General features: G+C 67.3%; 21 protein-coding genes. 12 read left to right on the top strand and 9 right to left on the bottom strand.

All coding sequences use genetic code 11. The features are described 5' to 3' along the window. The first annotated feature begins 77 nt into the window (after window positions 1-77). The 5 genes from FHX80_RS14165 to trxA all read left to right on the top strand — a co-directional run bounded on the left by FHX80_RS14165 (window position 78) and on the right by trxA (window position 5,000). Window positions 78-1,790 (top strand): protein kinase family protein, encoded by a 1,713-nt coding sequence (locus tag FHX80_RS14165; protein ID WP_145764524.1) that lies wholly within the window; start codon window positions 78-80, stop codon window positions 1,788-1,790. An 84-nt stretch (window positions 1,791-1,874) separates the two neighbouring features. Then, a complete protein-coding gene (gene sigM, locus FHX80_RS14160) occupies window positions 1,875-2,594 on the top strand; it encodes an RNA polymerase sigma factor SigM (RefSeq protein WP_145764523.1) in 720 nt (239 codons plus the stop codon). Beyond that, a complete protein-coding gene (locus FHX80_RS14155; RefSeq protein ID WP_145764522.1) occupies window positions 2,591-3,526 on the top strand; it encodes an anti-sigma factor family protein in 936 nt (311 codons plus the stop codon). The genes sigM and FHX80_RS14155 overlap by 4 nt, the downstream gene beginning before the upstream one ends. Before the next feature lie 134 nt (window positions 3,527-3,660). Beyond that, window positions 3,661-4,623, top strand: a complete 963-nt coding sequence (gene trxB, locus FHX80_RS14150; protein WP_145764521.1) for a thioredoxin-disulfide reductase — start codon at window positions 3,661-3,663, stop codon at window positions 4,621-4,623. Window positions 4,624-4,667: 44 nt separating this feature from the next. Next, window positions 4,668-5,000, top strand: a complete 333-nt coding sequence (trxA, locus tag FHX80_RS14145; protein WP_145764520.1) for a thioredoxin — start codon at window positions 4,668-4,670, stop codon at window positions 4,998-5,000. A gap of 82 nt (window positions 5,001-5,082) precedes the next feature. Here trxA and FHX80_RS14140 read toward each other — a convergent pair whose 3' ends face one another. The 9 genes from FHX80_RS14140 to rpmH all read right to left on the bottom strand — a co-directional run bounded on the left by FHX80_RS14140 (window position 5,083) and on the right by rpmH (window position 11,857). After that, window positions 5,083-5,700 carry a GNAT family N-acetyltransferase gene (locus FHX80_RS14140; RefSeq protein WP_145764519.1) on the bottom strand — a complete coding sequence of 206 codons (618 nt, stop codon included), beginning with the start codon at window positions 5,698-5,700 and terminating at the stop codon, window positions 5,083-5,085. A gap of 199 nt (window positions 5,701-5,899) precedes the next feature. Beyond that, a complete protein-coding gene (locus FHX80_RS14135) occupies window positions 5,900-6,991 on the bottom strand; it encodes a ParB/RepB/Spo0J family partition protein (RefSeq protein WP_208764655.1) in 1,092 nt (363 codons plus the stop codon). Next, on the bottom strand, window positions 6,988-8,064 hold the full coding sequence (locus tag FHX80_RS14130) for a ParA family protein (protein ID WP_145767288.1): 1,077 nt from the start codon (window positions 8,062-8,064) through the stop codon (window positions 6,988-6,990). The genes FHX80_RS14135 and FHX80_RS14130 overlap by 4 nt, the downstream gene beginning before the upstream one ends. A 291-nt stretch (window positions 8,065-8,355) precedes the next feature. Next, a complete protein-coding gene (gene rsmG, locus FHX80_RS14125; protein ID WP_208764654.1) occupies window positions 8,356-9,072 on the bottom strand; it encodes a 16S rRNA (guanine(527)-N(7))-methyltransferase RsmG in 717 nt (238 codons plus the stop codon). A gap of 108 nt (window positions 9,073-9,180) precedes the next feature. Next, on the bottom strand, window positions 9,181-9,690 hold the full coding sequence (locus tag FHX80_RS14120) for a Jag family protein (protein WP_145764517.1): 510 nt from the start codon (window positions 9,688-9,690) through the stop codon (window positions 9,181-9,183). A gap of 14 nt (window positions 9,691-9,704) precedes the next feature. Next, complete coding sequence (gene yidC / locus FHX80_RS14115; RefSeq protein ID WP_145764516.1) at window positions 9,705-10,967, bottom strand: membrane protein insertase YidC; 1,263 nt, start codon at window positions 10,965-10,967, stop codon at window positions 9,705-9,707. A 3-nt stretch (window positions 10,968-10,970) separates the two neighbouring features. Further along, the gene (yidD, locus tag FHX80_RS14110; protein ID WP_145764515.1) at window positions 10,971-11,330 is read right to left on the bottom strand and encodes a membrane protein insertion efficiency factor YidD; all 360 of its coding nucleotides are present in this window, start codon (window positions 11,328-11,330) and stop codon (window positions 10,971-10,973) included. Then, window positions 11,327-11,698 carry a ribonuclease P protein component gene (rnpA, locus tag FHX80_RS14105; RefSeq protein ID WP_123460437.1) on the bottom strand — a complete coding sequence of 124 codons (372 nt, stop codon included), beginning with the start codon at window positions 11,696-11,698 and terminating at the stop codon, window positions 11,327-11,329. The genes yidD and rnpA overlap by 4 nt, the downstream gene beginning before the upstream one ends. A gap of 21 nt (window positions 11,699-11,719) precedes the next feature. Further along, window positions 11,720-11,857 (bottom strand): 50S ribosomal protein L34, encoded by a 138-nt coding sequence (gene rpmH / locus FHX80_RS14100; protein ID WP_030930485.1) that lies wholly within the window; start codon window positions 11,855-11,857, stop codon window positions 11,720-11,722. A gap of 381 nt (window positions 11,858-12,238) precedes the next feature. On the opposite strand from rpmH, the gene dnaA reads away from it, so the two are divergent. The 7 genes from dnaA to gyrA all read left to right on the top strand — a co-directional run bounded on the left by dnaA (window position 12,239) and on the right by gyrA (window position 24,174). After that, complete coding sequence (dnaA, locus tag FHX80_RS14095) at window positions 12,239-14,035, top strand: chromosomal replication initiator protein DnaA (protein WP_145764514.1); 1,797 nt, start codon at window positions 12,239-12,241, stop codon at window positions 14,033-14,035. A gap of 978 nt (window positions 14,036-15,013) precedes the next feature. After that, window positions 15,014-16,144 (top strand): DNA polymerase III subunit beta, encoded by a 1,131-nt coding sequence (gene dnaN, locus FHX80_RS14085; protein WP_145767286.1) that lies wholly within the window; start codon window positions 15,014-15,016, stop codon window positions 16,142-16,144. 132 nt (window positions 16,145-16,276) lie between these two features. Then, the gene (gene gnd / locus FHX80_RS14080) at window positions 16,277-17,155 is read left to right on the top strand and encodes a phosphogluconate dehydrogenase (NAD(+)-dependent, decarboxylating) (RefSeq protein WP_145764513.1); all 879 of its coding nucleotides are present in this window, start codon (window positions 16,277-16,279) and stop codon (window positions 17,153-17,155) included. An 84-nt stretch (window positions 17,156-17,239) separates the two neighbouring features. Beyond that, window positions 17,240-18,406 carry a DNA replication/repair protein RecF gene (gene recF, locus FHX80_RS14075; protein ID WP_145764512.1) on the top strand — a complete coding sequence of 389 codons (1,167 nt, stop codon included), beginning with the start codon at window positions 17,240-17,242 and terminating at the stop codon, window positions 18,404-18,406. Next, entirely contained in the window at window positions 18,403-18,996 is a 594-nt protein-coding gene (locus FHX80_RS14070) for a DciA family protein (RefSeq protein ID WP_145764511.1), read from the top strand. The genes recF and FHX80_RS14070 overlap by 4 nt, the downstream gene beginning before the upstream one ends. A gap of 392 nt (window positions 18,997-19,388) precedes the next feature. Beyond that, on the top strand, window positions 19,389-21,476 hold the full coding sequence (gene gyrB / locus FHX80_RS14065; protein WP_145764510.1) for a DNA topoisomerase (ATP-hydrolyzing) subunit B: 2,088 nt from the start codon (window positions 19,389-19,391) through the stop codon (window positions 21,474-21,476). Window positions 21,477-21,522: 46 nt separating this feature from the next. After that, window positions 21,523-24,174 (top strand): DNA gyrase subunit A, encoded by a 2,652-nt coding sequence (gene gyrA, locus FHX80_RS14060; RefSeq protein ID WP_145764509.1) that lies wholly within the window; start codon window positions 21,523-21,525, stop codon window positions 24,172-24,174. The last annotated feature ends 68 nt before the right edge of the window (window positions 24,175-24,242 follow it).

Raw genomic sequence — 24,242 nt, 5'->3', positions numbered from 1 at the left:
CCGGAGTATGGGCACAATTGGCGAGACTGTGCAGAGCTGGCTGGCATCGCGCAACGGATGGGGAGGCAGGAACGACGGTGGCGGAACGTAGCACGGCTGCCGTCGACGTGGCCGACAACAGCGGTGACGAGCCGCTGTCCGCCAAGGCGGACGAGGCCACGACCGACGGCACGGCAGAAGCTCAGGATTCAACGGGCGCAGGCCCCCGGGAAGTGGTGGACGAGCCGACAGGCTCCGAAGTCAACGCATCAACCCCTGATCTGCACAGCGGTCACAAACTTGCGGGGCGCTACCGGCTCGAGGAGTGCGTCACCCGTCTGGACGGATTCAGCAGCTGGCGCGCTGTCGACGAGAAACTGCGTCGCGCGGTGGGTGTCCATCTCCTTCCCGCCGATCACCCGCGAGCGCGTTCCGTACTGGCCGCGGCCCGCTCCTCCGCCTTGCTCGGCGACCCCCGCTTCGTGCAGGTCCTCGACGCCGTGGAGGAGAACGACCTCGTCTATGTCGTCCACGAATGGCTTCCGGACGCCACCGAGCTCACCGCGCTACTGGGCACGGGCCCGATGGACGCTCATGACGCGTACCAGCTCGTAAGCCAGATCTCCCAGGCCATGGCGGCCGCGCACCGTGAGGGCCTGGCTCATCTGAGGCTCACTCCCGGAGCGGTGCTGCGCAGCTCGTCGGGTCAGTACCGGATCCGCGGCCTCGCGGTGAACGCCGCGCTGCGGGGCATCACCTCGGAGGGGCCTCAGCGCGCCGACACCGAAGCGATCGGCGCGCTGCTCTACGCCGCGCTGACCCAGCGCTGGCCGTACGAGAGCGACGCCTACGGCCTCAGCGGGCTCCCCAAGGGCGTGGGCCTGATCGCACCCGACCAGGTGCGGGCCGGAGTCCACCGCGGTCTCTCCGAGATCGCCATGCGGGCACTCGCCAACGACGGAGCCACGGCATCCCGCCAGGAACAGCCGTGCACCACCCCCGACGAACTGGCCAAGGCCGTCGCGGCCATGCCGCGCATCCGTCCGCCCGAGCCCACGTTCACCGCACCGCCCGAGTACCAGCGGACCACCTACCAGCAGGGCACCTACGGCCGCCCTACCGGACCCGGCACCCCGCCCACCCAGTCCGTGCACGCCATACCGCCGGCCCCGCTCCAGAGCCGCACGGGCAAGACACTCAAGTGGGCCGTCTCCGCGCTGCTCATCGCCGCACTGGGCCTCGGCAGCTGGCAGCTCGCCGAGACGCTCCTGGACCGGGACAACAGCTCGGGTGACCCCGGCACCACACAGACCAACCCGAAGAACGAAGTCGCGCCGCCACCTGCCGTGCCCCTGCGGATCACCGATGCGGCGGAGTTCATGCCCAGCGGGTCCGGGATCAAGCAGGAGGCGGTCCCGAACACGATCGACGGCAAGCCGGGCACCGCGTGGATCACTCCGCGCTACCAGGGCTACGCAAATTTCGGCAACCTCCCCTCCCGTAAGGACGGCAGCGGCATCGTCGTTGACCTGGGGAGTGTGAAGGACGTCTCGGGCATCGACATCACCATGTACCGCAGCGGGCAGAAGGCCGAGGTGCTGGCGGCCGACAAGAGTGCCTCCGCACCCTCGTCCCTCGCGGACTTCCCTCAGCGCCTCACTCAGCTCAAAACGGCGGGAAGCAGCCTCAAGGAAACCCTCAGCAAGCCGGTGCGGACCCGCTACGTCCTCATCCACATCACTGAGCTTCCGTCGGACGACACCGGCAGCGGCTACCGCGGGGGCATCTCGGAGATCTCAGTTCTCGGCTGACCGCCTCTGCCCCTCCCTCTCCCCCTCCCCACGGGAACCGTGATAGACAGACGCACCTTGACTCAGAGAGGGAGGGAGGGGGAGGTGGCCGCCGAGCCGTCCGAACAACTCAGCGACTCAGACCTCCTCGCTCGCCATGCAGCCGGCGAACCCGACGCCTTCGGCGAGCTCGTCAGACGTCATCGCGACCGGCTGTGGGCCGTGGCCCTACGAACGCTGGGCGACCGCGAGGAAGCGGCCGACGCGGTACAGGACGCCCTGGTCTCCGCCTTCCGCGCCGCCCACACCTTCCGCGGCCAGTCCGCCGTCACCACCTGGCTGCACCGCATCACCGTCAATGCCTGCCTCGACCGGGTCCGCAAAGCATCCTCGCGAAAGACCTCGCCCGTGGATGACCCGGACCGGCTGGACCAGCTCCTGGAACCGCACGAGTCCGCCGAGGCGCCGGCCGAACGGCAGGACCTGCACCGCGAACTACTCGCAGCCCTCGCCACTCTCCCCGCCGAACAACGCGCAGCGCTCGTCCTCGTCGATATGCAGGGATACCCGGTGGCAGAGGCGGCTCGCATCCTCGACGTCCCCGTCGGCACCGTGAAGAGCCGCTGTGCCCGGGGCCGTGCCCGGCTGGCCCCACTGCTCATCCATCTCCGAACCGGGGGTGGCGAAAGCGGTGAGCGATGCAAGGAGAGGAACCGGACGCCGAGAGCATCCGTCCCACCGGCAGCGGGACCACGAGACGCGGGGACTCGAGGCGCGGGAACAAGCGATCCAGCTGGAGTGAAGGGCGGAGGTGGGCGCACATGACATCGGCGAGCGACACGACCCAGCATCCGGACGTCTCGGAGATCTCCGACCTGACCGAAGGCCTGCTCGCGCCTTCCCGCACAGCGGATATCCGCCGCCACATGGACGGCTGTGAGCTCTGCTTCGACGTGCAGGCCTCCCTGGAGGAGATTCGCGGCCTGCTCGGCTCCATGCCTGCCCCGCAGCGCATGCCCGCCGATATAGCGAGCCGCATCGATGCCGCACTGGCTGACGAAGCCCGTTCCGTTCTCGCCGCATCCAACCTGGAGGCAGATGTTTCACGTGAAACGGAGCACGCCGCCACCACGGTGCAGGAACTGGCGGATCGCCCCGCCGGACATTCACGTGCCGCCACCGGACCCGGCCGCCGGTCGGTGCGGCGGCGGCGCCGCACGGCGGTACTGGGCACCGCACTGGGCGCCGCCGTCGTCGGTGTGAGTGTCTTCCTGCTGCAGAACATCCCCGCGTCCCAGAGCTCCTACAGCGTCAAAGCAGCAGACCGCGGAGCCGCTTCGAAGACCGGCTCACAAACGTTCTCGCAGTCCACGCTCGAAGATCGTGTCCACAGCCTCCTGAGCTCCCGCACCGACCCGACCATTCCAAAGGAAGCAGCCGGCGGGGAACAGGCCCCGTCGGTCGATACGAAGTCCTCACCGAAGACGGCGCTCCCCGACTCCGCATCACCGCAGACGCCGCTTCGCGCTCCCGTCGTGGCCATCCCTTCCTGCGTTGAGCAGGGCATAGGGCGGAACACCGCCGCCCTTGCCGTCGAGAAGGGCACCTACGAAGGCGCGGATGCGTTCCTCGTCGTCCTTCCTCACCCCACCGATACGACCCGTGTCGAGGCCTACGTCGTCGATGCGGCATGCGTCGGCACGGACCCTGTGGCCAAGGGAAAGCTCTTGCTGACCCACGCCTACCCTCGCCCCTGAGTATCACGGCGGCAGACGCATCCGGCACGTCGGGAATGCATCCCCCGTAGGATCCGTTGGGTGGGGTGAGAGTCGTTGAAACGACCCCAGTAGGCGTGGACAGTAGGCAGTCTGCAGAGACGAGGAAGAAACCCGTGAGCGACGTGCGTAATGTGATCATCATCGGCTCCGGCCCCGCGGGCTACACAGCCGCCCTCTACACCGCGCGCGCCTCGCTGAAGCCGCTGGTCTTCGAGGGTGCCGTCACCGCCGGTGGCGCGCTGATGAACACGACCGACGTGGAGAACTTCCCCGGTTTCCAGGACGGGATCATGGGCCCGGAGCTCATGGACAACATGCGCGCGCAGTCCGAGCGGTTCGGTGCCGAGCTGGTCCCTGACGACGTGGTCTCCGTCGACCTCAGCGGTGACATCAAGACCGTCACCGACACCGCGGGCACGGTGCACCGCGCCAGGGCTGTCATCGTCACCACCGGCTCGCAGCACCGCAAGCTCGGTCTGCCCAACGAGGACGCCCTCTCCGGACGCGGCGTCTCCTGGTGCGCGACCTGCGACGGGTTCTTCTTCAAGGACCAGGACATTGCCGTGGTCGGCGGCGGCGACACCGCGATGGAGGAGGCAACGTTCCTCTCCCGCTTCGCCAAGTCGGTCACCATCGTCCACCGGCGCGACTCGCTGCGTGCGTCGAAGACGATGCAGGACCGCGCCTTCGCGGACCCGAAGATCAAGTTCGCCTGGGACAGCGAGGTCGCCGGAGTCCACGGCGAGCAGAAGCTCTCCGGTCTGACCCTGCGCAACACCAAGACCGGTGAGACCTCCGAGCTCCCCGTGACCGGCCTGTTCATCGCAGTCGGCCATGACCCGCGCACCGAACTCTTCAAGGGTCAGCTCGACCTCGACGACGAGGGCTACCTCAAGGTCGAAGCTCCTTCGACGCGCACCAGCGTCGCTGGTGTCTTCGGCGCCGGCGACGTCGTCGACCACACATACCGGCAGGCGATCACCGCTGCCGGCACCGGCTGCTCCGCCGCCCTCGACGCCGAGCGCTTCCTTGCCGCGCTCGCCGACGACGAGAAGGCTGCCGCAGCAACCGTCTGATCCACGCCTCACCCCCACACCCCCGCGAAGTTAAGGAGGCCGCCGTGGCCGGCGCCCTGAAGAACGTGACCGACGCCTCGTTCGATGAGGTCGTCCTGAAGAGCGACAAGCCCGTACTGGTGGACTTCTGGGCCGCCTGGTGCGGTCCGTGCCGCCAGATCGCCCCCTCCCTGGAGGCCATCGCGGCAGAGCACGGCGACCAGATCGAGATCGTCAAGCTCAACATCGACGAGAATCCGGCCACCGCTGCCAAGTACGGGGTCATGTCCATCCCGACGCTGAACGTCTACCAGGGCGGCGAGGTCGCCAAGACCATCGTCGGTGCCAAGCCGAAGGCCGCGATCCTCCGCGACCTCGAAGCCTTCATCACCGAGTAAGGCCGAACAGCCTTCAGATGTTTCACGTGAAACGGGCCCATCCCTGAGGGATGGGCCCGTTTCACGTTCTCGGACGCGCGGATCACAGCGGCCGGAGCACTGGCTCCTTCTGGACCGCGCCCAGCAGTCGGTCCAGGGCCAGCTCGACATCTTCCTTCCACGAAAGCGTCGTACGCAGCTCCAGCCTCAGCCGCGGGTGCGAGGGATGCGTTCGTACTGTCTTGAAGCCCACTGCCAGAAGATGATCCGCGGGGAGCAGACAGGCGGGCTCTTTCCAGCGTGCGTCCCCGAACGCTTCGATCGCCTTGAACCCGCGACTGATCAGATCCTTGGCGACGGTCTGCACCATGACCCGGCCGAGGCCCTGCCCCTGGTACCCCGGCAGGATCAAGGCAGTCATCAACTGGACGGCATCGGGGGAGACAGGGCTCGTCGGAAAGGACGCCGCCCGCGGAACGTAGGCCGGCGGTGCATAGAGAACGAAGCCGACCGGGGCATCATCGACATAGAGAACGCGGCCACAGGATCCCCATTCCAGCAGAACACCGGAGATCCAGGCTTCCTTCTCCGCACCCGGCCGACCGGCCTTGACCGCAGCTGCCCCACGCACCGGATCGAGTTCCCAGAACACACACGAGCGGCAGCGCTCAGGAAGATCAGGAAGGTTGTCCAGCGTGAGCGGTGCGAGCCGACGCCCCATGAAGGCTGTTCCTCACTTCCCTAGCCGCCGCATCACGTGCGACGGGCGGTGCACTCCGTTCGCGGAGGTGGATCAACTGGATGTGGCCTACCAGAACGCATCGTATCCACCACGGGATCAAGCCGACACCGAGAAAAAGCAAAGGGCGGGCTGTGTTCCGTCAATCCGGAACACAGCCCGCCCAGCACTGCTCAGAACGTCAGCTCTCGTCGTCCTCTGCCGGTTCCTCCGACGGGCTGCGGTCCAGCACGCGGCCTTCGCCGGGAGCGAGACTGCCGAGGATGCGGTCCAGATCCTCCATCGAGGCGAACTCGACGACGATCTTCCCCTTCTTCTGCCCGAGATCGACCTTCACCCGGGTCTCGAAACGGTCCGAGAGCCTGGATGCCAGATCGGACAGTGCCGGCGACAGCCGAGCACCCGCTCGGGGCCCCTTGGCCTTGGAGGCGCTCGTGGGCCTGGAGCCCATGAGCGTCACGATCTCCTCGACCGCACGCACCGAGAGCCCCTCGGCCACGATGCGATGTGCCAGCTTGTCCTGCTCATCGGAGTCGTCGACCGACAGCAGCGCACGCGCATGTCCCGCCGAGAGCACCCCGGCCGCGACCCTTCGCTGCACCGGAGGCGACAGCCTCAACAGACGCAAGGTGTTGGACACCTGCGGTCGGGAACGACCGATACGGTCGGCCAGCTGGTCATGCGTGCATTTGAATTCCTTCAGCAGCTGGTCGTACGCTGCCGCCTCCTCCAACGGGTTGAGCTGAGCCCGGTGAAGGTTCTCCAGGAGCGCGTCCAGGAGCAGCTTCTCGTCGTCCGTGGCCCGGACGATGGACGGGATCCGCTCCAGACCGGCCTCACGGCAGGCCCTCCAACGCCGCTCGCCCATGATGAGCTCGAAGCGATCCGAGCCGGTCTGCCGTACGACGACGGGCTGGAGAAGACCCACCTCCTTGATGGAGGTGACCAACTCGGCAAGCGCATCCTCGTCGAATACCTCTCGAGGCTGACGAGGGTTCGGCGTGATGGAGTCGAGAAGGATCTCGGCAAAGTACGCACCCACCACCTCGCCCGGCCCGCCGGCTCCGCCCGACTCCGAAACGGGCGCGCTCGGCTCCGGCACCACACCGAGCGTGGTCACCTTGGCGACAGCCACTCCACGCTCTGCCGTCATGACCGGAGCCGTCCCGGACGAGGATGCACCAGTGCCGGTGGCCGGCAGCTGCTTCTCCTGCGGAGCGGCAGGGATCAGGGCACCGAGCCCTCGCCCCAACCCTCTACGACGCTCACTCACTGGATCCCCTCCGAAGTATTCTGCTGACTGTTCCGACTGCCCGTATGGGCCTGCCGAGCCTCGTACTGCAGGCCCACCCCCCGCAGAGCGATCTCACGTGCCGCCTCAAGGTACGACAGGGAGCCACTGGAGCCCGGGTCGTAGGTGAGCACGGTCTGGCCGTAACTCGGCGCCTCGGAGATCCTCACCGAGCGGGGGATGCTGGTGCGCAGCACCTCCTTGCCGAAGTGGGTGCGCACCTCCTCCGCGACCTGTGACGCGAGCCTGGTCCGGCCGTCGTACATGGTGAGCAGGATCGTCGACACATGAAGGTCGGGGTTGAGGTGCCCCCGCACCAGGTCGACGTTGCGCAGCAGCTGCCCCAGTCCTTCCAGCGCGTAGTACTCGCACTGAATCGGGATCAGCACCTCGGCACCGGCCACCATGGCGTTGACGGTCAGAAGGCCGAGCGAGGGCGGGCAGTCGATGAGGATGTAATCCAGCGGCTGCTCATAAGCCTGGATCGCCCGCTGGAGTCGACTCTCCCGCGCCACCAGCGACACGAGCTCGATCTCCGCACCGGCGAGATCGATGGTCGCTGGGGCGCAGAAGAGACCTTCGACGTCCGGGACGGGCTGAACCACGTCAGAGAGCGGCTTGCTCTCCACCAGAACGTCATAGATCGAGGGGACCTCGGCGTGGTGGTCGATCCCCAGCGCCGTAGAGGCGTTCCCCTGCGGGTCCAGGTCGACCACCAGAACACGAGCACCGTGAAGGGCAAGTGACGCGGCAAGGTTGACCGTCGAGGTGGTCTTACCCACCCCGCCTTTCTGGTTGGCCACCACCATGACGCGCGTCTGGTCAGGTCGCGGCAGCCCCTCGCCGGCGCGGCCGAGGGCCTCGACCGCCAGCTGGGCTGCGCGACCGATGGGTGTGTCGTCCATCGGCGGCGGTGTTTCACGTGAAACACCGTCCACCGCCGATTCGGATCGGGGACCGGGGACCGGGTCGGTCATCGGTCCCGCGATGTTGGCGTCGGACCGCAAGGATTCACTCTCCTCGACTTCAGGCTCGCAATGAGCAGAGCCTGCCATGCTTTCGGGGTCGCGAACCAGCGAGGCCCGCTCTTCTGTGGATGAATCCACTTCTGTGGAGAACTCCGTAGCCCTAACGGGCCTGCGATGGCGAGGCGCGGCAGCCGCACGACCGCGGCTGATAATTCCATGCAGCAGAGAGCGACGTTTCACGTGAAACACGATGCCCCTGCAGCGTAGCTACAGGGGCACGACACTCCGCGCGGGGACCATGCACCTCCCCGTCTGAAGCGTCACCGATTCACGCACCAAACGGTGCGCAACGGTCGTACGCGCAGCGTGACCGTCGGATCAGCGGCGGCGGCGGGTCCGGCTGACCCTCGCGGCCTTGGCTCTCTTTGCGGCGAACCTCACACCACCCGGGCTCTCACCCACCACCACACGCACCACGGTGGACATCGGATCGACGATGCCCTCGCCCACGTGCAGCACCTCGGTCTCCAGCACACCCAACTTGCTCAGGGCCGCCCGCGCACCATTGATCTCTTCCTCGGCCGTATCGCCCTTGAGCGCCAGCATCTCGCCGTACGGGCGAAGCAGTGGCACTCCCCAGCCCGCCAGGCGGTCCAGCGGAGCCACCGCCCGAGCCGTCACCACGTGGACCGGCTGAAGCGTTCCCAGGACCTCCTCGGCCCGGCCACGGACGACTGTCACATGATCCAGCCCCAGCAACTCAACGACCTCCTGGAGGAAGTTCGTCCGCCGCAGCAGCGGCTCAAGCAGGGTGATCTTCAGATCCGGCCGCACGAGCGCAAGCGGAATCCCCGGAAGTCCGGCGCCCGAGCCCACATCGCAGACCGTGACCCCCTCGGGGACGACCTCGGAGAGCACCGCGCAGTTCAGCAGGTGCCTCTCCCACAGCCGAGGCACCTCGCGCGGACCGATCAGCCCTCGCTTCACCCCCGCATCGGCCAGCAGTTCCGCGTATCGGACGGCCTCAGGGAAGCACTCACCGAATACCTCCCGGGCCTCTTCGGGCGCCTGGGGAAGCTCTACTTCCTCCGTCACGGGAACCGTCCTTCCATACCGCATTACCGCACCATGGGTGGCTGACTATCAGGCTGACAAAGATCGGCCCCGCCTGCGAACAGACGGGGCCGACAGGAGAAGGGCCGGTCAGGCCGGAAGGACGACGACGAAGCGCTGCGGCTCCTCGCCCTCCGATTCGCTGCGCAGACCTGCGGCCGCAACCGCATCGTGCACAACCTTGCGCTCGAACGGCGTCATCGGATCCAGCTTCACCGGCTCACCGGAGTTCTTGACCTCGTCCGCGGCCTTGGCACCCAGCTCGGCAAGCTCTGTGCGCTTCTGCGCCCGGAAACCCGCGATGTCGAGCATCAGACGACTCCGGTCGCCGGTTTCCCGGTGCACGGCCAGTCGTGTCAGCTCCTGGAGCGCCTCCAGCACCTCACCGTCGCGGCCCACGAGCTTCTGCAGTTCACGTGCCGATTCGCTGATGATCGAGACCGCGGCCCGATCCGCCTCGACGTCCATGTCGATGTCGCCGTCGAGATCGGCGATGTCGAGCAGGCCCTCAAGGTAGTCCGCTGCGATCTCCCCTTCCTGCTCAAGGCGGGTCAGGGTGTCGCTGCCCTCAGCGGCCGTGGAGATGGTGCCTTCCGTCACGGATGGACTCCTTCTTACTTCTTGGACGGGTGCTTGGGCCGCTGCGGGCCCTTGCGCTGTCCGGACTTGGCTTGGCGTGAGGAGCCGGACGCGGGCTTGCCCGCCGGCTTGGGCTTGTCGTCCTGCGGTGCCTTCTTCTGCAGGGAGGTCGTGGGCTCCGACTCGCTGGATTCGGTGTCCTTGGCCCCGGTCTGCTGACCCGCACTGGTATGACGCTTCGCCTTGGTCTGGCGCTTGGGCTGCTGACGCCGCTGCGCGGCTCCGCCTTCCGCGTCGGCCACAGCGGTGTCGCTCTTGGCCACCGAGCCGTCTTCCTGGGGCGCGAGACCGAGCTTGGCCAGTCCGGTGACGAACTTCCGCTCGATGTCGTTGCGGTCCGGGCCCTTGGAGACGATCCGCTTGACCGTATTGCGCTTGGTCCTGCCGCGTACCTCACCGTGGGTCGTGATGCTCTTCAGCAGACGTCCGAGGTACTGGTCCTGGGCCTTGCTGCCCGGCGTCGGGTTCTGGTTGATCACGTACATCTGCTGACCCATGGTCCAGACGTTGGTGGTCAGCCAGTAGACGAGGACACCGACGGGGAAGTTGATACCCATGACGGCGAAGATCAGCGGGAAGATGTACATCAGCATCTTCTGCTGCTGCATGTACGGCGTCTTGACCGTCAGGTCCACGTTCTTCGTCATCAGCTGGCGCTGGGTGAAGAACTGCGAGGCCGACATCATCACGATCATGACCGCGGTGACGATCCGGACGTCCAGCAGCGAGGCGCCGAGCGCCTCGACCTTGTCCGCGCTGTCCATGAACTTGGCGGCCAGCGGAGCACCGAAGATGTGTGCCTGACGAGCGCTGTCCAGCAGCGACTGGTCGATGACACCGATCTTCTTGTTCGAGGCAATGGCCGAGAGCACGTGGTACAGGGCGAAGAAGAACGGCGACTGCGCCAGGATGGGAAGGCACGAGGACAACGGGTTGGTACCCGTCTCCTTGTACAGCTTCATCATCTCTTCGGACTGACGCTGCTTGTCGCTCTTGTAGCGCTCCTGGATCGCCTTCATCTTCGGCTGGAGCACCTGCATGTTCCGCGTCGACTTGATCTGCTTGACGAACAGCGGAACCAGACAGATACGGATCAGCACCACGAGGGACACGATGGACAGACCCCAGGCCCATCCCGTGTCGGGGCCGAAGATCGCCCCGTACAACTTGTGGAACTGGACGATGACCCAGGAAACAGGCCATGTGATGAAGCTGAACAGACTGGCAATCGTGTCCACTAATCAGGCTCCTTGAGCATTGGGCGAAGTCTCTGCGGCCGAGCTCGGGAAATCGGTGGCCGATCCCCCGGGAGGCACATCAGCGGCGGAGTCCCCGCCCTTACCGCCGCGGAAGAGATTTCGCAGCAGTTCGTGCCAACGCGGACGTTTGCGTGGCGGAACGTGATCCACGCCGCCGGGTGACCACGGATTGCATCGCAGGATGCGCCAGGCTGTCAGCGCCGTTCCCTTGATTGCTCCGTGCCGGTCGATCGCCGTATATCCGTAGTGGGAACACGACGGGTAGTAACGGCAGACAGGCCCGAGAAGTGGGCTGATCGTCCACTGGTACAGCTTGATGAGAGCCAGCAGCGGGTACTTCATCGCGCGCCCCCTCCCAGTAGCCGCTGCAGCGCGGCGTCCAGGTCTCGGGCCAGCTGTTCATGGTCGGCGTCACCCGCACCGGGCAACGCGCGTACGACGACCAGGCTACCGGGGGGCAGCAGGGCCAGTCGCTCTCGGACCAGATGGCGAAGCCTTCGCTTCACCGCTGTGCGGACGACCGCACCACCCACAGCTTTGCTGACAACGAAACCCGCACGCGGCGGGGGAGCAGTCTCCCCAGTCACGTGCGGGTCCGTTTCACCGCTGCGTAGATGGACGACGAGTAGCGGGCGTCCGGCCCGGCGTCCTCGACGTACTGCGGTCGCGAAGTCCTCGCGCCGCCTCAGCCGATTCTCGGTAGGCAGCACGTCATAACGACCTGTACGCGATCAGGCGGACAGGTTGGCGCGACCCTTGCCACGGCGGGACGCGAGAATCGCGCGGCCGGCACGGGTGCGCATACGCAGCCGAAAGCCGTGGGTCTTCGCGCGGCGACGGTTGTTCGGCTGGAAGGTGCGCTTGCTCACTCGGGGGCTCCAGAAATGACTCGTGTGTTGGCGGGACATCGCCTGGCTGTCACCGTGCGCCCACGAGAGACTCGCGTAAACGCCCTAGTGCACCGCTTCACAATCACAGATCGTGATCTTTGCCCATCGGAGGCAGGCGGCAGCAGCCATCGACAACTCGACCTGGTCACGGTACGCGCGGCTGCGCCATCCGGTCAAACCGGCCTTGTGGCGGCCTCCATTGTGCACAGCCTGTGGACAACGACTTGAACCACGCGGGTCGGCCTGACTACCGTGGTTGGACCCCGGTTCTATTTCTTCCCGACTGCCGGTCCTCACCCATCCCGACCCATCCCGTCCCGAGAAACACACATTCGTGGGACCAGCGAGAGAGCGTGCCTTGTGGCTGACGTACCTGCCGATCTTGCCGCAGTGTGGCCACGAGTGCTGGAGCAACTCCTCGGGGAGGGCCAGCAGGGCATCGAGCCGAAGGACAAACAGTGGATCGAGCGCTGCCAGCCGCTCGCCCTGGTTGCCGACACCGCGCTGCTCGCCGTCCCCAATGAATGGGGCAAGCGCGTCCTGGAGGGCCGGCTCGCTCCGCTCATCAGCGAGACGCTGACCCGCGAGTGCGGCCGCCCGATCCGGATCGCGATCACGGTCGACGACTCCGCCGGCGAGCCGCCGAACCCGCCGGCGCCGCCGATGCACCAGTCCCAGCAGCCGCAGCAGCACCGCTACCAGGGACCGCAGCACGACGAGCGGCAGCACAACGACTCCTACGACGGCTACGGCCACCGGCCCTCGGACGACGGCATGCCGACCGCCAGGCCCGCCTACCCCGACTACCAGCAGCAGCGCCCCGAGCCCGGCGCCTGGCCCCGTACCCAGGAGGACCTCTCCTGGCAGCAGCCCCGGCTCGGCGGATTCCAGGACCGCGACACCTCCGGCGAGCACTGGCGTGAGCCGTACGGGGGCGGCCGCTCCCAGCCGCAGCACGACTACCGTCAGCAGCCTCCCGAGCACCAGGGTTACGAGTCCCAGCGGCCCGAACGCCACGACATGCAGGAGCCCCAGCACCGGCAGGGCGGCGGTACCGGCCGGCCCGGCGGGGTCCCCGGGCCGATGGGCGCGCAGCCCTCACCCGCGCCCGGCCCCGGTGAGCCGCACGCCCGGCTGAATCCGAAGTACCTCTTCGACACCTTCGTCATCGGGGCGTCGAACCGCTTCGCGCACGCCGCCGCCGTCGCCGTCGCCGAAGCGCCCGCCAAGGCGTACAACCCGCTCTTCATCTATGGGGAGTCGGGGCTCGGCAAGACCCACCTGCTGCACGCCATCGGGCACTACGCCCGCAGCCTCTACCCGGGCACCCGGGTGCGGTACGTGAGCTCGGAGGAGTTCACCAACGAGTTCATCAACTCGATCCGCGACGGCAAGGGCGACACCTTCCGCAAGCGGTACCGCGATGTGGACATCCTGCTGGTCGACGACATCCAGTTCCTGGCGAGCAAGGAGTCGACGCAGGAGGAGTTCTTCCACACCTTCAATACGCTCCACAACGCCAACAAGCAGATCGTGCTGTCCTCGGACCGGCCGCCCAAGCAGCTGGTGACCCTGGAGGACCGGCTGCGGAATCGTTTCGAGTGGGGCCTGACCACCGATGTACAGCCTCCGGAGCTGGAGACGCGCATCGCGATCCTCCGTAAGAAGGCGGTGCAGGAGCAGCTCAACGCTCCTCCGGAGGTGCTGGAGTTCATCGCCTCCCGCATCTCGCGCAACATCCGGGAACTGGAGGGCGCGCTCATCCGGGTAACGGCCTTCGCCAGTCTCAACCGTCAGCCGGTGGACCTCGGGCTGACCGAGATCGTGCTGAAGGACCTGATCCCGGGCGGCGAGGACTCGGCCCCGGAGATCACGGCGTCGGCCATCATGGCGGCGACCGCGGACTACTTCGGTCTGACGGTGGAGGATCTCTGCGGATCATCGCGCAGCCGCGTGCTCGTGACCGCGCGCCAGATCGCGATGTACCTGTGCCGTGAGCTGACGGATCTGTCGCTGCCCAAGATCGGCGCGCAGTTCGGCGGCCGCGACCATACGACCGTGATGCACGCCGACCGGAAGATCCGCGCGCTGATGGCGGAGCGGCGCTCCATCTACAACCAGGTCACCGAGCTCACCAACCGCATCAAGAACGGCTGACGGCCCACCACCGCGTCCACAGCCGCATGTCCGAGCTCCGAAGGGCGCTCCGGGACCCATCAGGTCCCGGAGCGCCCTTCTTCGGTTCTGTGGAACGCGACCGGAGCCACCTGGCTTGCGGGGTCGAAAGCGGCCAAGAGGCGGTCCAGCAGCGGTCCCGGACCGCCGCGCACGAGATTCTCGGGGACTCCCGCCCGTCCCGGCTGTTCGAATACCTGCTGTGGAGGGGCTGTTCTCCACAGATCTGGGCACAATCCCCCTTCCACAGCCTGGGGATTGAAAAGTTGTCCATACTGCTTCCACAGGCGCGGCAGCCGATACTCCATCAGGCCAGCTCAGAGGCCTGGGGATTTGTGGTCAACATTCATCCACAGCCTGTGGACAAGATTTTCGTCCACAGGGGGCCGTCGTCGTTGTCCACCGGTGACCCACAGGCCGGACCAGCTTGTCCCCAGCTTCCGCAGGCTTCTCCACACCTCTGTCCACTGTTCGGCAACGCAACACCCGCTTTCACCGCGCCGAGTGAAAGGCGTCACACCAAGAGGGTCGGTTGGGCTGTGGGGAAGCTGGGTAAAGCTGGGGACAGACCTGGGGAGAAACCCCCCTGCCCTGTGTACCGGTTGTGCAGAACTTTCGGGTGTCCACAGAAACCCCGGGTTTTCCACCGTCTCCACCCACAGGGTCGGTGGACAAAAAACAGGGCCTGACCTGCGAAAACGACGTTATCCACGGTTTCCACAGGCCCTACTACTACTACTACCTCTAGTTAGCCCGGAATCTGCTTCGAAGTGGGGCCTGTGCACAACTCGGCGCCGGAGCTCCCCGAACCTCTTGTCGCGACTTGACCCCGAGCAGCACCGAGTGTCGGTGCCGTACGTCAGACTGGTCCCCGGCGTCCTCCCCCTCTCATCGGTGGAGCGACCCGACCAGACGACGAAGGCCAGCAGGGCGAGCGAGCAACAGCAGGAGGCGGTTCCGGTGAAGATCCGGGTGGAGCGCGATGTACTCGCGGAGGCTGTGGCCTGGGTGGCCCGTAGCCTCCCGGCCCGTCCGCCGGCGCCCGTTCTTGCGGGCCTTCTGCTGAAGGCTGAGGACGGCGCCCTCAGCTTCTCGAGCTTCGACTACGAGGTCTCGGCCCGGGTCTCGGTGGATGCCGAGATCGAGGAGGACGGCACGGTGCTGGTCTCCGGCCGGCTGCTCGCCGATATCTGCCGTGCCCTGCCCAACAGGCCGGTGGAGATTTCCACAGACGGTGTACGGGCGACCGTGTCCTGCGGCTCCTCGCGATTCACACTCCACACCCTTCCTGTGGAGGAGTACCCCGCGCTGCCGCAGATGCCGACCGCGACCGGCACGGTCCCCGGCGAGGTCTTCGCCTCGGCCGCGGCCCAGGTCGCCATCGCCGCGGGCCGTGACGACACGCTGCCCGTCCTCACCGGTGTGCGTATCGAGATCGAGGGCGACACCGTCACCCTGGCCTCCACCGACCGCTACCGCTTCGCGGTCCGCGAGTTCCTCTGGAAGCCGGAGAACGCCGACGCCTCCGCCGTCGCCCTGGTGCCCGCCAAGACGCTGCTGGACACCGCCAAGGCGCTCACGAGCGGCGACACGGTGACGCTGGCGCTGTCGGGTTCCGGTGCCGGTGAGGGGCTCATCGGCTTCGAGGGCGCGGGCCGGCGGACGACCACCCGGCTGCTCGAGGGCGACCTGCCGAAGTACCGCACGCTCTTCCCGACCGAGTTCAACACGGTCGCGGTCATCGAGACCGCCCCGTTCGTCGAGGCCGTCAAGCGCGTCGCGCTGGTGGCCGAGCGGAACACCCCGGTCCGGCTCAGCTTCGAGCAGGGTGTGCTGATCCTGGAAGCGGGTTCCAGCGACGACGCACAGGCTGTGGAGCGCGTGGACGCAGTCCTGGAGGGCGACGACATCTCGATCGCCTTCAACCCGACCTTCCTGCTGGACGGTCTGAGCGCGATCGACTCCCCGGTCGCCCAGCTCTCCTTCACGACGTCCACGAAGCCCGCGCTGCTCAGCGGCCGTGCGGCCGTGGATGCCGAGGCGGATGACGCGTACAAGTACCTGATCATGCCGGTCCGCCTCTCCGGCTGATCCGGTCACCGGTCCTGTTCACGGCAGGCCACGACGGGCACGCTCAGCGCCGAGCATGCCCGTCGTCCTGTCCCCGGCCGGGCGTAGGCTCGGTCCTGGGTACGAATCGGCACAACGCTTAAGGAATCTCTGATGGAGATCGGTCTCGTCGGCCTCGGCAAGATGGGCGGCAACATGCGCGAGCGCATCCGCCGCGCAGGCCACACCGTCATCGGTTACGACCGCAACCCGGACGTCGCCGATGTCCACAGCCTCGAAGAGCTTGTGGGCAAGCTGAAGGGCCCCCGGGTCGTGTGGGTGATGGTCCCGGCCGGTGCCGCGACCCAGTCCACGATCGACGAGCTCTCCGAGTTGCTCTCGACCGGTGACATCGTCGTGGACGGTGGGAACTCCCGCTGGACGGACGACGAGAAGCACGCGGTCGAGCTCGGCATCAAGGGCATCGGCTTCGTCGACTGCGGCGTCTCCGGCGGCGTCTGGGGCCTCGAGAACGGCTACGCGCTGATGTACGGCGGCGACGCCGAGAACGTCGCGAAGGTCCAGCCGATCTTCGACGCACTGAAGCCCGAGGGCGACTTCGGTTCCGTACACGCGGGCAAGGTCGGCGCCGGCCACTTCGCCAAGATGGTTCACAACGGCATCGAGTACGCCATGATGCAGGCCTACGCCGAGGGCTGGGAGCTCCTGGAGAAGGTCGACTCCGTCACCGACGTGCGCGAGGTATTCCGCTCCTGGCAGGAGGGCACGGTCATCCGTTCCTGGCTGCTCGACCTGGCGGTCAACGCGCTGGACGACGACGAGCACCTGGACAAGCTCCGCGGCTTCGCCGCCGACTCCGGCGAGGGCCGGTGGACGGTGGAGGCCGCGATCGACAACTCGGTGCCGCTGCCCGCGATCACCGCGTCGCTCTTCGCGCGGTTCGCCTCGCGCCAGGACGACTCCCCGCAGATGAAGATGATCGCCGCGCTGCGCAACCAGTTCGGTGGCCACGCGGTCGAGAACAAGAAGTAGCAGCAACGAGGAGCGGGCCGGACCGGAGTGTCCGTCCCGCCACACGCAGCACGGAGCAGGAAGCCGGAAAGGTCGGCGTACACCATGCATGTCACGCATCTGTCGCTGGCCGACTTCCGCTCGTACGCCCGGGTCGAGGTGCCTCTCGATCCGGGCGTCACCGCGTTCGTGGGGGCCAACGGCCAGGGCAAGACGAATCTGGTCGAGGCCGTCGGCTATCTCGCGACGCTCGGCAGCCACCGGGTCGCCTCCGATGCGCCGCTGGTGCGCATGGGCGCGGAACGAGCTGTCATCAGGGCTGCCGTCACCCAGGGCGAGCGCTCGCAGCTGATCGAGCTCGAACTGAATCCGGGTAAGGCCAATCGCGCCCGCATCAATAGATCGTCGCAGGTCAGGCCCCGTGACGTGCTCGGGATCGTACGGACCGTGCTGTTCGCGCCGGAGGATCTGGCGCTGGTCAAGGGCGATCCGGGTGAGCGGCGCCGGTTCCTGGACGAGCTGGTCACGGCGCGTTCGCCGCGGATGGCCGCGGTGCGTTCGGACTACGAGCGGGTGCTGAAGCAGCGGAACACACTGCTGAAGTCGGCGGCGATGGCGCGCAGGCACGGTGGGCGTTCGATGGACCTGTCGACGCTCGACGTATGGGACCAGCATCTGGGCCGGGTGGGTGCCGAGCTGCTGGCGCAGCGGCTGGATCTGATCGCGTCGATGCAGCCGCTGACCGACAAGGCGTACGGGGACGTGGCGCCCGGCGGCGGGCCGGTGACGCTGGAGTACCGGAGTTCGGTCGGTACCGAGGTCGGTGTCGGGGCGGGGACGGGGGCCGGCGCGGGGGCGGACCCCGCCCGTACCCGTGAGGAGCTGTACGCGCAGCTGATCGCGGCCCTCGCCGAGGTGCGCAAGCAGGAGATCGACCGGGGTGTGACGCTGGTCGGCCCGCACCGGGACGATCTGGTGCTGGGGCTGCGCGGAATGCCGGCCAAGGGGTACGCGAGCCACGGGGAGTCCTGGTCGTACGCGCTGGCCCTGCGGCTGGCCTCGTACGACCTGCTGCGCTCGGAGGGCAACGAGCCCGTGCTGGTGCTGGACGATGTCTTCGCCGAGCTGGACGCACGTCGCCGCGAGCGGCTGGCCGAGCTGGTGGCTCCGGGGGAACAGGTGCTGGTGACGGCCGCGGTGGACGACGACGTCCCGGGGGTGCTCGCAGGGACGCGGTACGCGGTGTCCGCGGGCCAGGTGGAGCGGCTGTGAACAGCGGCAAGGGCAGCCCGGAGCCGTTCCCGGAGGGCCCGGCCGGCCGGGCCGAGCCGTCCTCCGAGGGGGCGAAGCCGCCGGAGCCGTCCGGGGTGGACCTGGCGCGGGTGGCGCTGCGCGCGGCGAAGGAGCAGGCGCGGGCGCGCGGTGCGGCGGCGCAGCAGAAGAAGCAGGCCCGGCGGGGTGGCGGGCTGCGGTCCGGGGCGCGGGCGGACGGCCGCGATCCGCTGCCGCTGGGTGCGGCGATCAACCGGCTGATCACCGAACGCGGCTGGGAGGCGCCGGCGGCGGTGGGCGGTGTGATGGGCCGCTGGCCGCAGATCGTAGGTGATGATCTGGCCAATCATTGTGTGCCGTTGCGTTACGACGAGGATCCCGCGGAGCGGGTGCTCACGGTGCAGTGCGATTCGACGGCGTGGGCGACTCAGCTGCGGCTGCTGGCGCCGCAGCTGGTGGCCCGGCTGAACGCGGATCTGGGGCACGGCACCGTACGGATGATCAAGGTGCTGGGGCCGGGCGGCCCGCAGCGCAGGTTCGGTCCGCTGCGTGCGCCGGGGAGTAAGGGACCGGGCGACACATACGGCTGACCTGGCCTTATACCCCTTCCTGAGGGAGGTGTGCCGGCTCTGTCGGAGGGGGTCGCGAGGGGGTGTGCCCCGGCTGTCCCCGATGCCTGCGGACTCCATGGTGTGCGGGCGTGCGGTGGTCGAAACCGTACGGCGCCGAGCGGGCGTCCCTCACGGTAGCGGGAGGTTGACAGGCCGAAGCGCTCAACGCCCGTGTGAGCCTCTTGAGGCCCCTTCCCGAATATGGGGAGTCGTCAGCCGCTCATTCAGGGCGGCACATGCGGACTCAGGTACCGGCAAACCCCCATTCGGGTCGGCGCTACCGGTAGACTGATGGACAATCCCGCGTCCTTGCGGGATTCGTCGATACAAGCCGAAGGACGCAGCCGCTCCCGCCTGCCCGGAGACGGCCTGTGCTGTGCCAGAAAGGGCGCTTCGTGGCCGATTCCGGCAACCCCAACGAGAACATTCCGTCCACCCCGGGCGAGAGCGGCGCCGCTCCCGCCCCGGGCGAGGTGACAGCCTCGTACGACGCCAGCGCGATCACCGTGCTGGAGGGCCTGGACGCGGTCCGCAAGCGACCTGGCATGTACATCGGCTCGACCGGTGAACGTGGTCTCCACCACCTCGTCCAAGAGGTCGTCGACAACTCGGTCGACGAGGCGATGGCCGGGCACGCGGACACGATCGACGTCACGATCCTCGCCGACGGCGGGGTGCGCGTGATCGACAACGGTCGTGGCATCCCGGTCGGCATCGTGCCGTCCGAAGGCAAGCCGGCCGTCGAGGTCGTACTCACCGTGCTGCACGCGGGCGGCAAGTTCGGAGGCGGCGGCTACGCGGTCTCCGGCGGTCTGCACGGCGTCGGTGTCTCCGTGGTCAACGCCCTGTCCACACGGGTGGCCGTGGAGGTCAAGGCGGACGGCTACCGCTGGACCCAGGACTACAAGTTCGGTGTCCCGACCGCCCCGCTGAAGCGCAACGAGGCCACCGACGAGTCGGGCACGACCGTCACCTTCTGGGCCGACGGCGACATCTTCGAGACGACCGAGTACTCCTTCGAGACGCTCTCGCGCCGCTTCCAGGAGATGGCCTTCCTCAACAAGGGCCTCACCCTCAATCTCACCGACGAGCGGGAGTCGGCGAAGGCGACGATCGGCGCGGACAGCGCCGAGGCGGTCGACGTCCCCGAGGAGGAGTCGACCCGGACGGTCACGTACCACTACGAAAACGGCATCGTCGACTTCGTGAAGTACCTGAACTCCCGCAAGGGCGATGTCATCCACCAGTCGGTGATCGACATCGAGGCCGAGGACAAGGACCGTCTCCTCTCGGCCGAGATCGCCATGCAGTGGAACACGCAGTACAGCGAGGGGGTCTACTCCTTCGCCAACGCGATCCACACGCACGAGGGCGGTACGCACGAGGAGGGCTTCCGTGCGGCGTTGACCTCGCTGGTCAACCGGTACGCGCGCGACAAGAAGCTGCTGCGCGAGAAGGACGACAACCTCACCGGTGAGGACGTCCGCGAGGGCCTGACGGCGATCATCTCGGTGAAGCTGGGCGAGCCGCAGTTCGAGGGTCAGACGAAGACCAAGCTGGGCAACACGGAGGCCAAGACCTTCGTGCAGAAGGTCGTCCACGAGCAGCTGACGGACTGGTTCGACCGGAACCCGAACGAGGCCGCCGACATCATCCGCAAGGGCATCGCCGCGTCGACCGCCCGGGTGGCGGCGCGCAAGGCGCGTGACCTGACCCGTCGCAAGGGGCTCCTGGAGAGCGCCTCGCTGCCGGGCAAGCTGAGCGACTGCCAGTCCAACGACCCGACGAAGTGCGAGATCTTCATCGTCGAGGGTGACTCCGCCGGTGGTTCGGCGAAGTCCGGCCGTAACCCGATGTACCAGGCGATCCTGCCGATCCGCGGCAAGATCCTGAACGTCGAGAAGGCCCGGATCGACAAGATCCTCCAGAACACCGAGGTCCAGGCGCTGATCTCGGCGTTCGGTACCGGGGTGCACGAGGACTTCGACCTCGAGAAGCTCCGCTATCACAAGATCATTCTGATGGCTGACGCCGACGTTGACGGCCAGCACATCAACACCCTGCTGCTGACGTTCCTGTTCCGCTTCATGCGCCCGCTGGTCGAGCAGGGGCACATCTATCTTTCGCGCCCGCCGCTGTTCAAGATCAAGTGGGGCCGGGACGACTTCGAGTACGCGTACTCGGACCGTGAGCGCGACGCCCTGGTCGCCCTCGGCAAGCAGAACGGCAAGCGGATCAAGGACGACTCGATCCAGCGCTTCAAGGGCCTCGGCGAAATGAACGCCGAGGAGCTGCGCATCACCACGATGGACGTCGACCACCGCGTGCTCGGCCAGGTCACGCTGGACGACGCGGCGCAGGCCGACGACCTGTTCTCGGTGCTGATGGGTGAGGACGTCGAGGCGCGGCGCTCGTTCATCCAGCGCAACGCCAAGGACGTCCGCTTCCTCGACATCTGAGTCGGCCGTACAAGCAAGCCGCAGCGCGAAAGGACTATGACCAGCAATGGCCGACGAGAACACCCCTGTCCCCGTGACGCCCGAAGAGGTCCCGCCCGTCGAGGGCGTGGGCATGCGTGTCGAGCCCGTCGGGCTCGAGACGGAGATGCAGCGCTCCTACCTCGACTACGCGATGTCCGTCATCGTGTCGCGTGCGCTGCCCGACGTGCGGGACGGCCTGAAGCCCGTCCACCGCCGGGTCCTGTACGCGATGTACGACGGCGGCTACCGGCCCGAGAAGGGCTTCTACAAGTGCGCCCGCGTCGTCGGTGACGTCATGGGTACGTACCACCCGCACGGCGACTCCTCGATCTACGACGCACTGGTGCGCCTGGCGCAGCACTGGTCGATGCGCATGCCGCTGGTCGACTCCAACGGCAACTTCGGTTCCCCGGGCAACGACCCGGCCGCGGCCATGCGGTACACCGAGTGCAAGATGATGCCGCTGTCCATGGAGATGGTCCGGGACATCGACGAGGAGACCGTCGACTTCCAGGACAACTACGACGGCCGCAACCAGGAGCCGACGGTTCTGCCGGCGCGCTTCCCGAACCTGTTGGTCAACGGTTCGGCGGGGATCGCGGTCGGTATGGCGACCAACATCCCGCCGCACAACCTGCGCGAGGTCGCGTCCGGTGCCCAGTGGTACCTGGAGCACCCGGAGGCCTCGCAGGAGGAGCTCCTGGACGCCCTGCTCGAGCGGATCAAGGGCCCGGACTTCCCGACCGGCGCGCTCGTCGTGGGCCGCAAGGGCATCGAGGACGCGTACCGCACGGGCCGTGGTTCGATCACGATGCGCGCGGTCGTCGCGGTCGAGGAGATCCAGAACCGCCAGTGCCTGGTCGTCACGGAACTCCCGTACCAGACCAACCCCGACAACCTCGCGCAGAAGATCGCCGACCTGGTGAAGGACGGCAAGATCGGCGGGATCGCGGACGTCCGTGACGAGACCTCGTCGCGTACGGGTCAGCGCCTGGTCGTCGTCCTCAAGCGGGACGCGGTCGCCAAGGTCGTCCTGAACAACCTGTACAAGCACACCGATCTGCAGAACAACTTCGGCGCCAACATGCTGGCGCTGGTGGACGGGGTACCGCGCACCCTGTCGATCGACGCGTTCATCCGCCACTGGGTGACGCACCAGATCGAGGTCATCGTCCGGCGCACGAAGTTCCGGCTGCGCAAGGCGGAGGAGCGGGCGCACATCCTGCGCGGCCTGCTCAAGGCCCTGGACGCCATCGATGAGGTCATCGCCCTCATCCGGCGCAGCAACACCGTGGAGATCGCGCGTGAGGGCCTGATGGGCCTGCTGGAGATCGACGACATCCAGGCGAACGCGATCCTGGAGATGCAGCTGCGCCGGCTGGCCGCCCTGGAGCACCAGAAGATCACCGCCGAGCACGACGAGCTCCAGGCGAAGATCAACGAGTACAACGCCATCCTGGTGTCGCCCGAGCGGCAGCGGCAGATCGTCAGCGAGGAACTGGCGGCGATCGTCGACAAGTTCGGCGACGACCGGCGCTCCAAGCTGGTGCCCTTCGACGGTGACATGTCCATCGAGGACCTGATCGCCGAGGAGGACATCGTCGTCACGATCTCCCGCGGCGGCTACGTGAAGCGCACGAAGACGGACGACTACCGCTCGCAGAAGCGCGGCGGCAAGGGCGTGCGCGGCACGAAGCTCAAGGAAGACGACATCGTCGACCACTTCTTCGTGTCGACGACGCACCACTGGCTGCTGTTCTTCACCAACAAGGGCCGCGTCTACCGGGCGAAGGCCTACGAGCTCCCGGACGCCGGCCGGGACGCGCGCGGTCAGCACGTGGCCAACCTGCTGGCCTTCCAGCCGGACGAGCAGATCGCGCAGATCCTGGCGATCCGTGACTACGATGCCGCGCCGTACCTGATTCTGGCCACGAAGGGCGGTCTCGTGAAGAAGACCGCGCTGAAGGACTATGACTCGCCCCGCTCCGGTGGCGTCATCGCCATCAACCTGCGCGAGACGGCGGACGGCTCGGACGACGAGCTGATCGGTGCGGAGCTGGTGTCGTCCAAGGACGATCTGCTGCTCATCAGCAAGAAGGCCCAGTCGATCAGGTTCACTGCGACGGACGAGGCGCTGCGCCCGATGGGCCGTGCCACTTCGGGTGTGAAGGGCATGAGTTTCCGTGAGGGAGACGAACTTCTCTCGATGAATGTCGTCAGGCCCGGTACTTTCGTGTTCACTGCCACTGACGGCGGGTACGCGAAGCGGACTCCCGTCGACGAGTACCGCGTTCAGGGTCGTGGCGGCCTGGGTATCAAGGCCGCCAAGATCGTGGAGGACCGGGGCTCACTGGTCGGTGCGCTGGTGGTCGAGGCTACGGATGAGATCCTTGCCATCACGCTCGGCGGTGGTGTGATTCGTACGCGAGTCAATGAAGTCAGGGAGACGGGCCGTGACACCATGGGCGTCCAACTGATCAATCTGGGCAAGCGCGATGCCGTTGTTGGCATCGCCCGTAACGCCGAGGCGGGTCGCGAGGCCGAAGAGGTCGACGGTCCCGACGACGCCGACGGCGAGACTGCCGAGGCAGTGACAGCTGAGGCCACCACGGCCGAGGCGGCTGGTGAGAGCACTGTCGAGGGCACGACGTCCTCGACCGGGGAGCACGAGGAGTAAAGCGTGAGTGGAGCCACGGGCGCCGGTTCGGCCGCTTCCGGAGCCGGCGCGAACGGTGCCCGTGGCCC

The sequence above is a fragment of the Streptomyces brevispora genome, assembly GCF_007829885.1.
GTDB classification, from domain to species: Bacteria; Actinomycetota; Actinomycetes; order Streptomycetales; family Streptomycetaceae; genus Streptomyces; species Streptomyces brevispora.
Note: the sequence above shows the minus strand (reverse complement) of the source record. Positions and strands in the feature narration are given on the sequence as shown.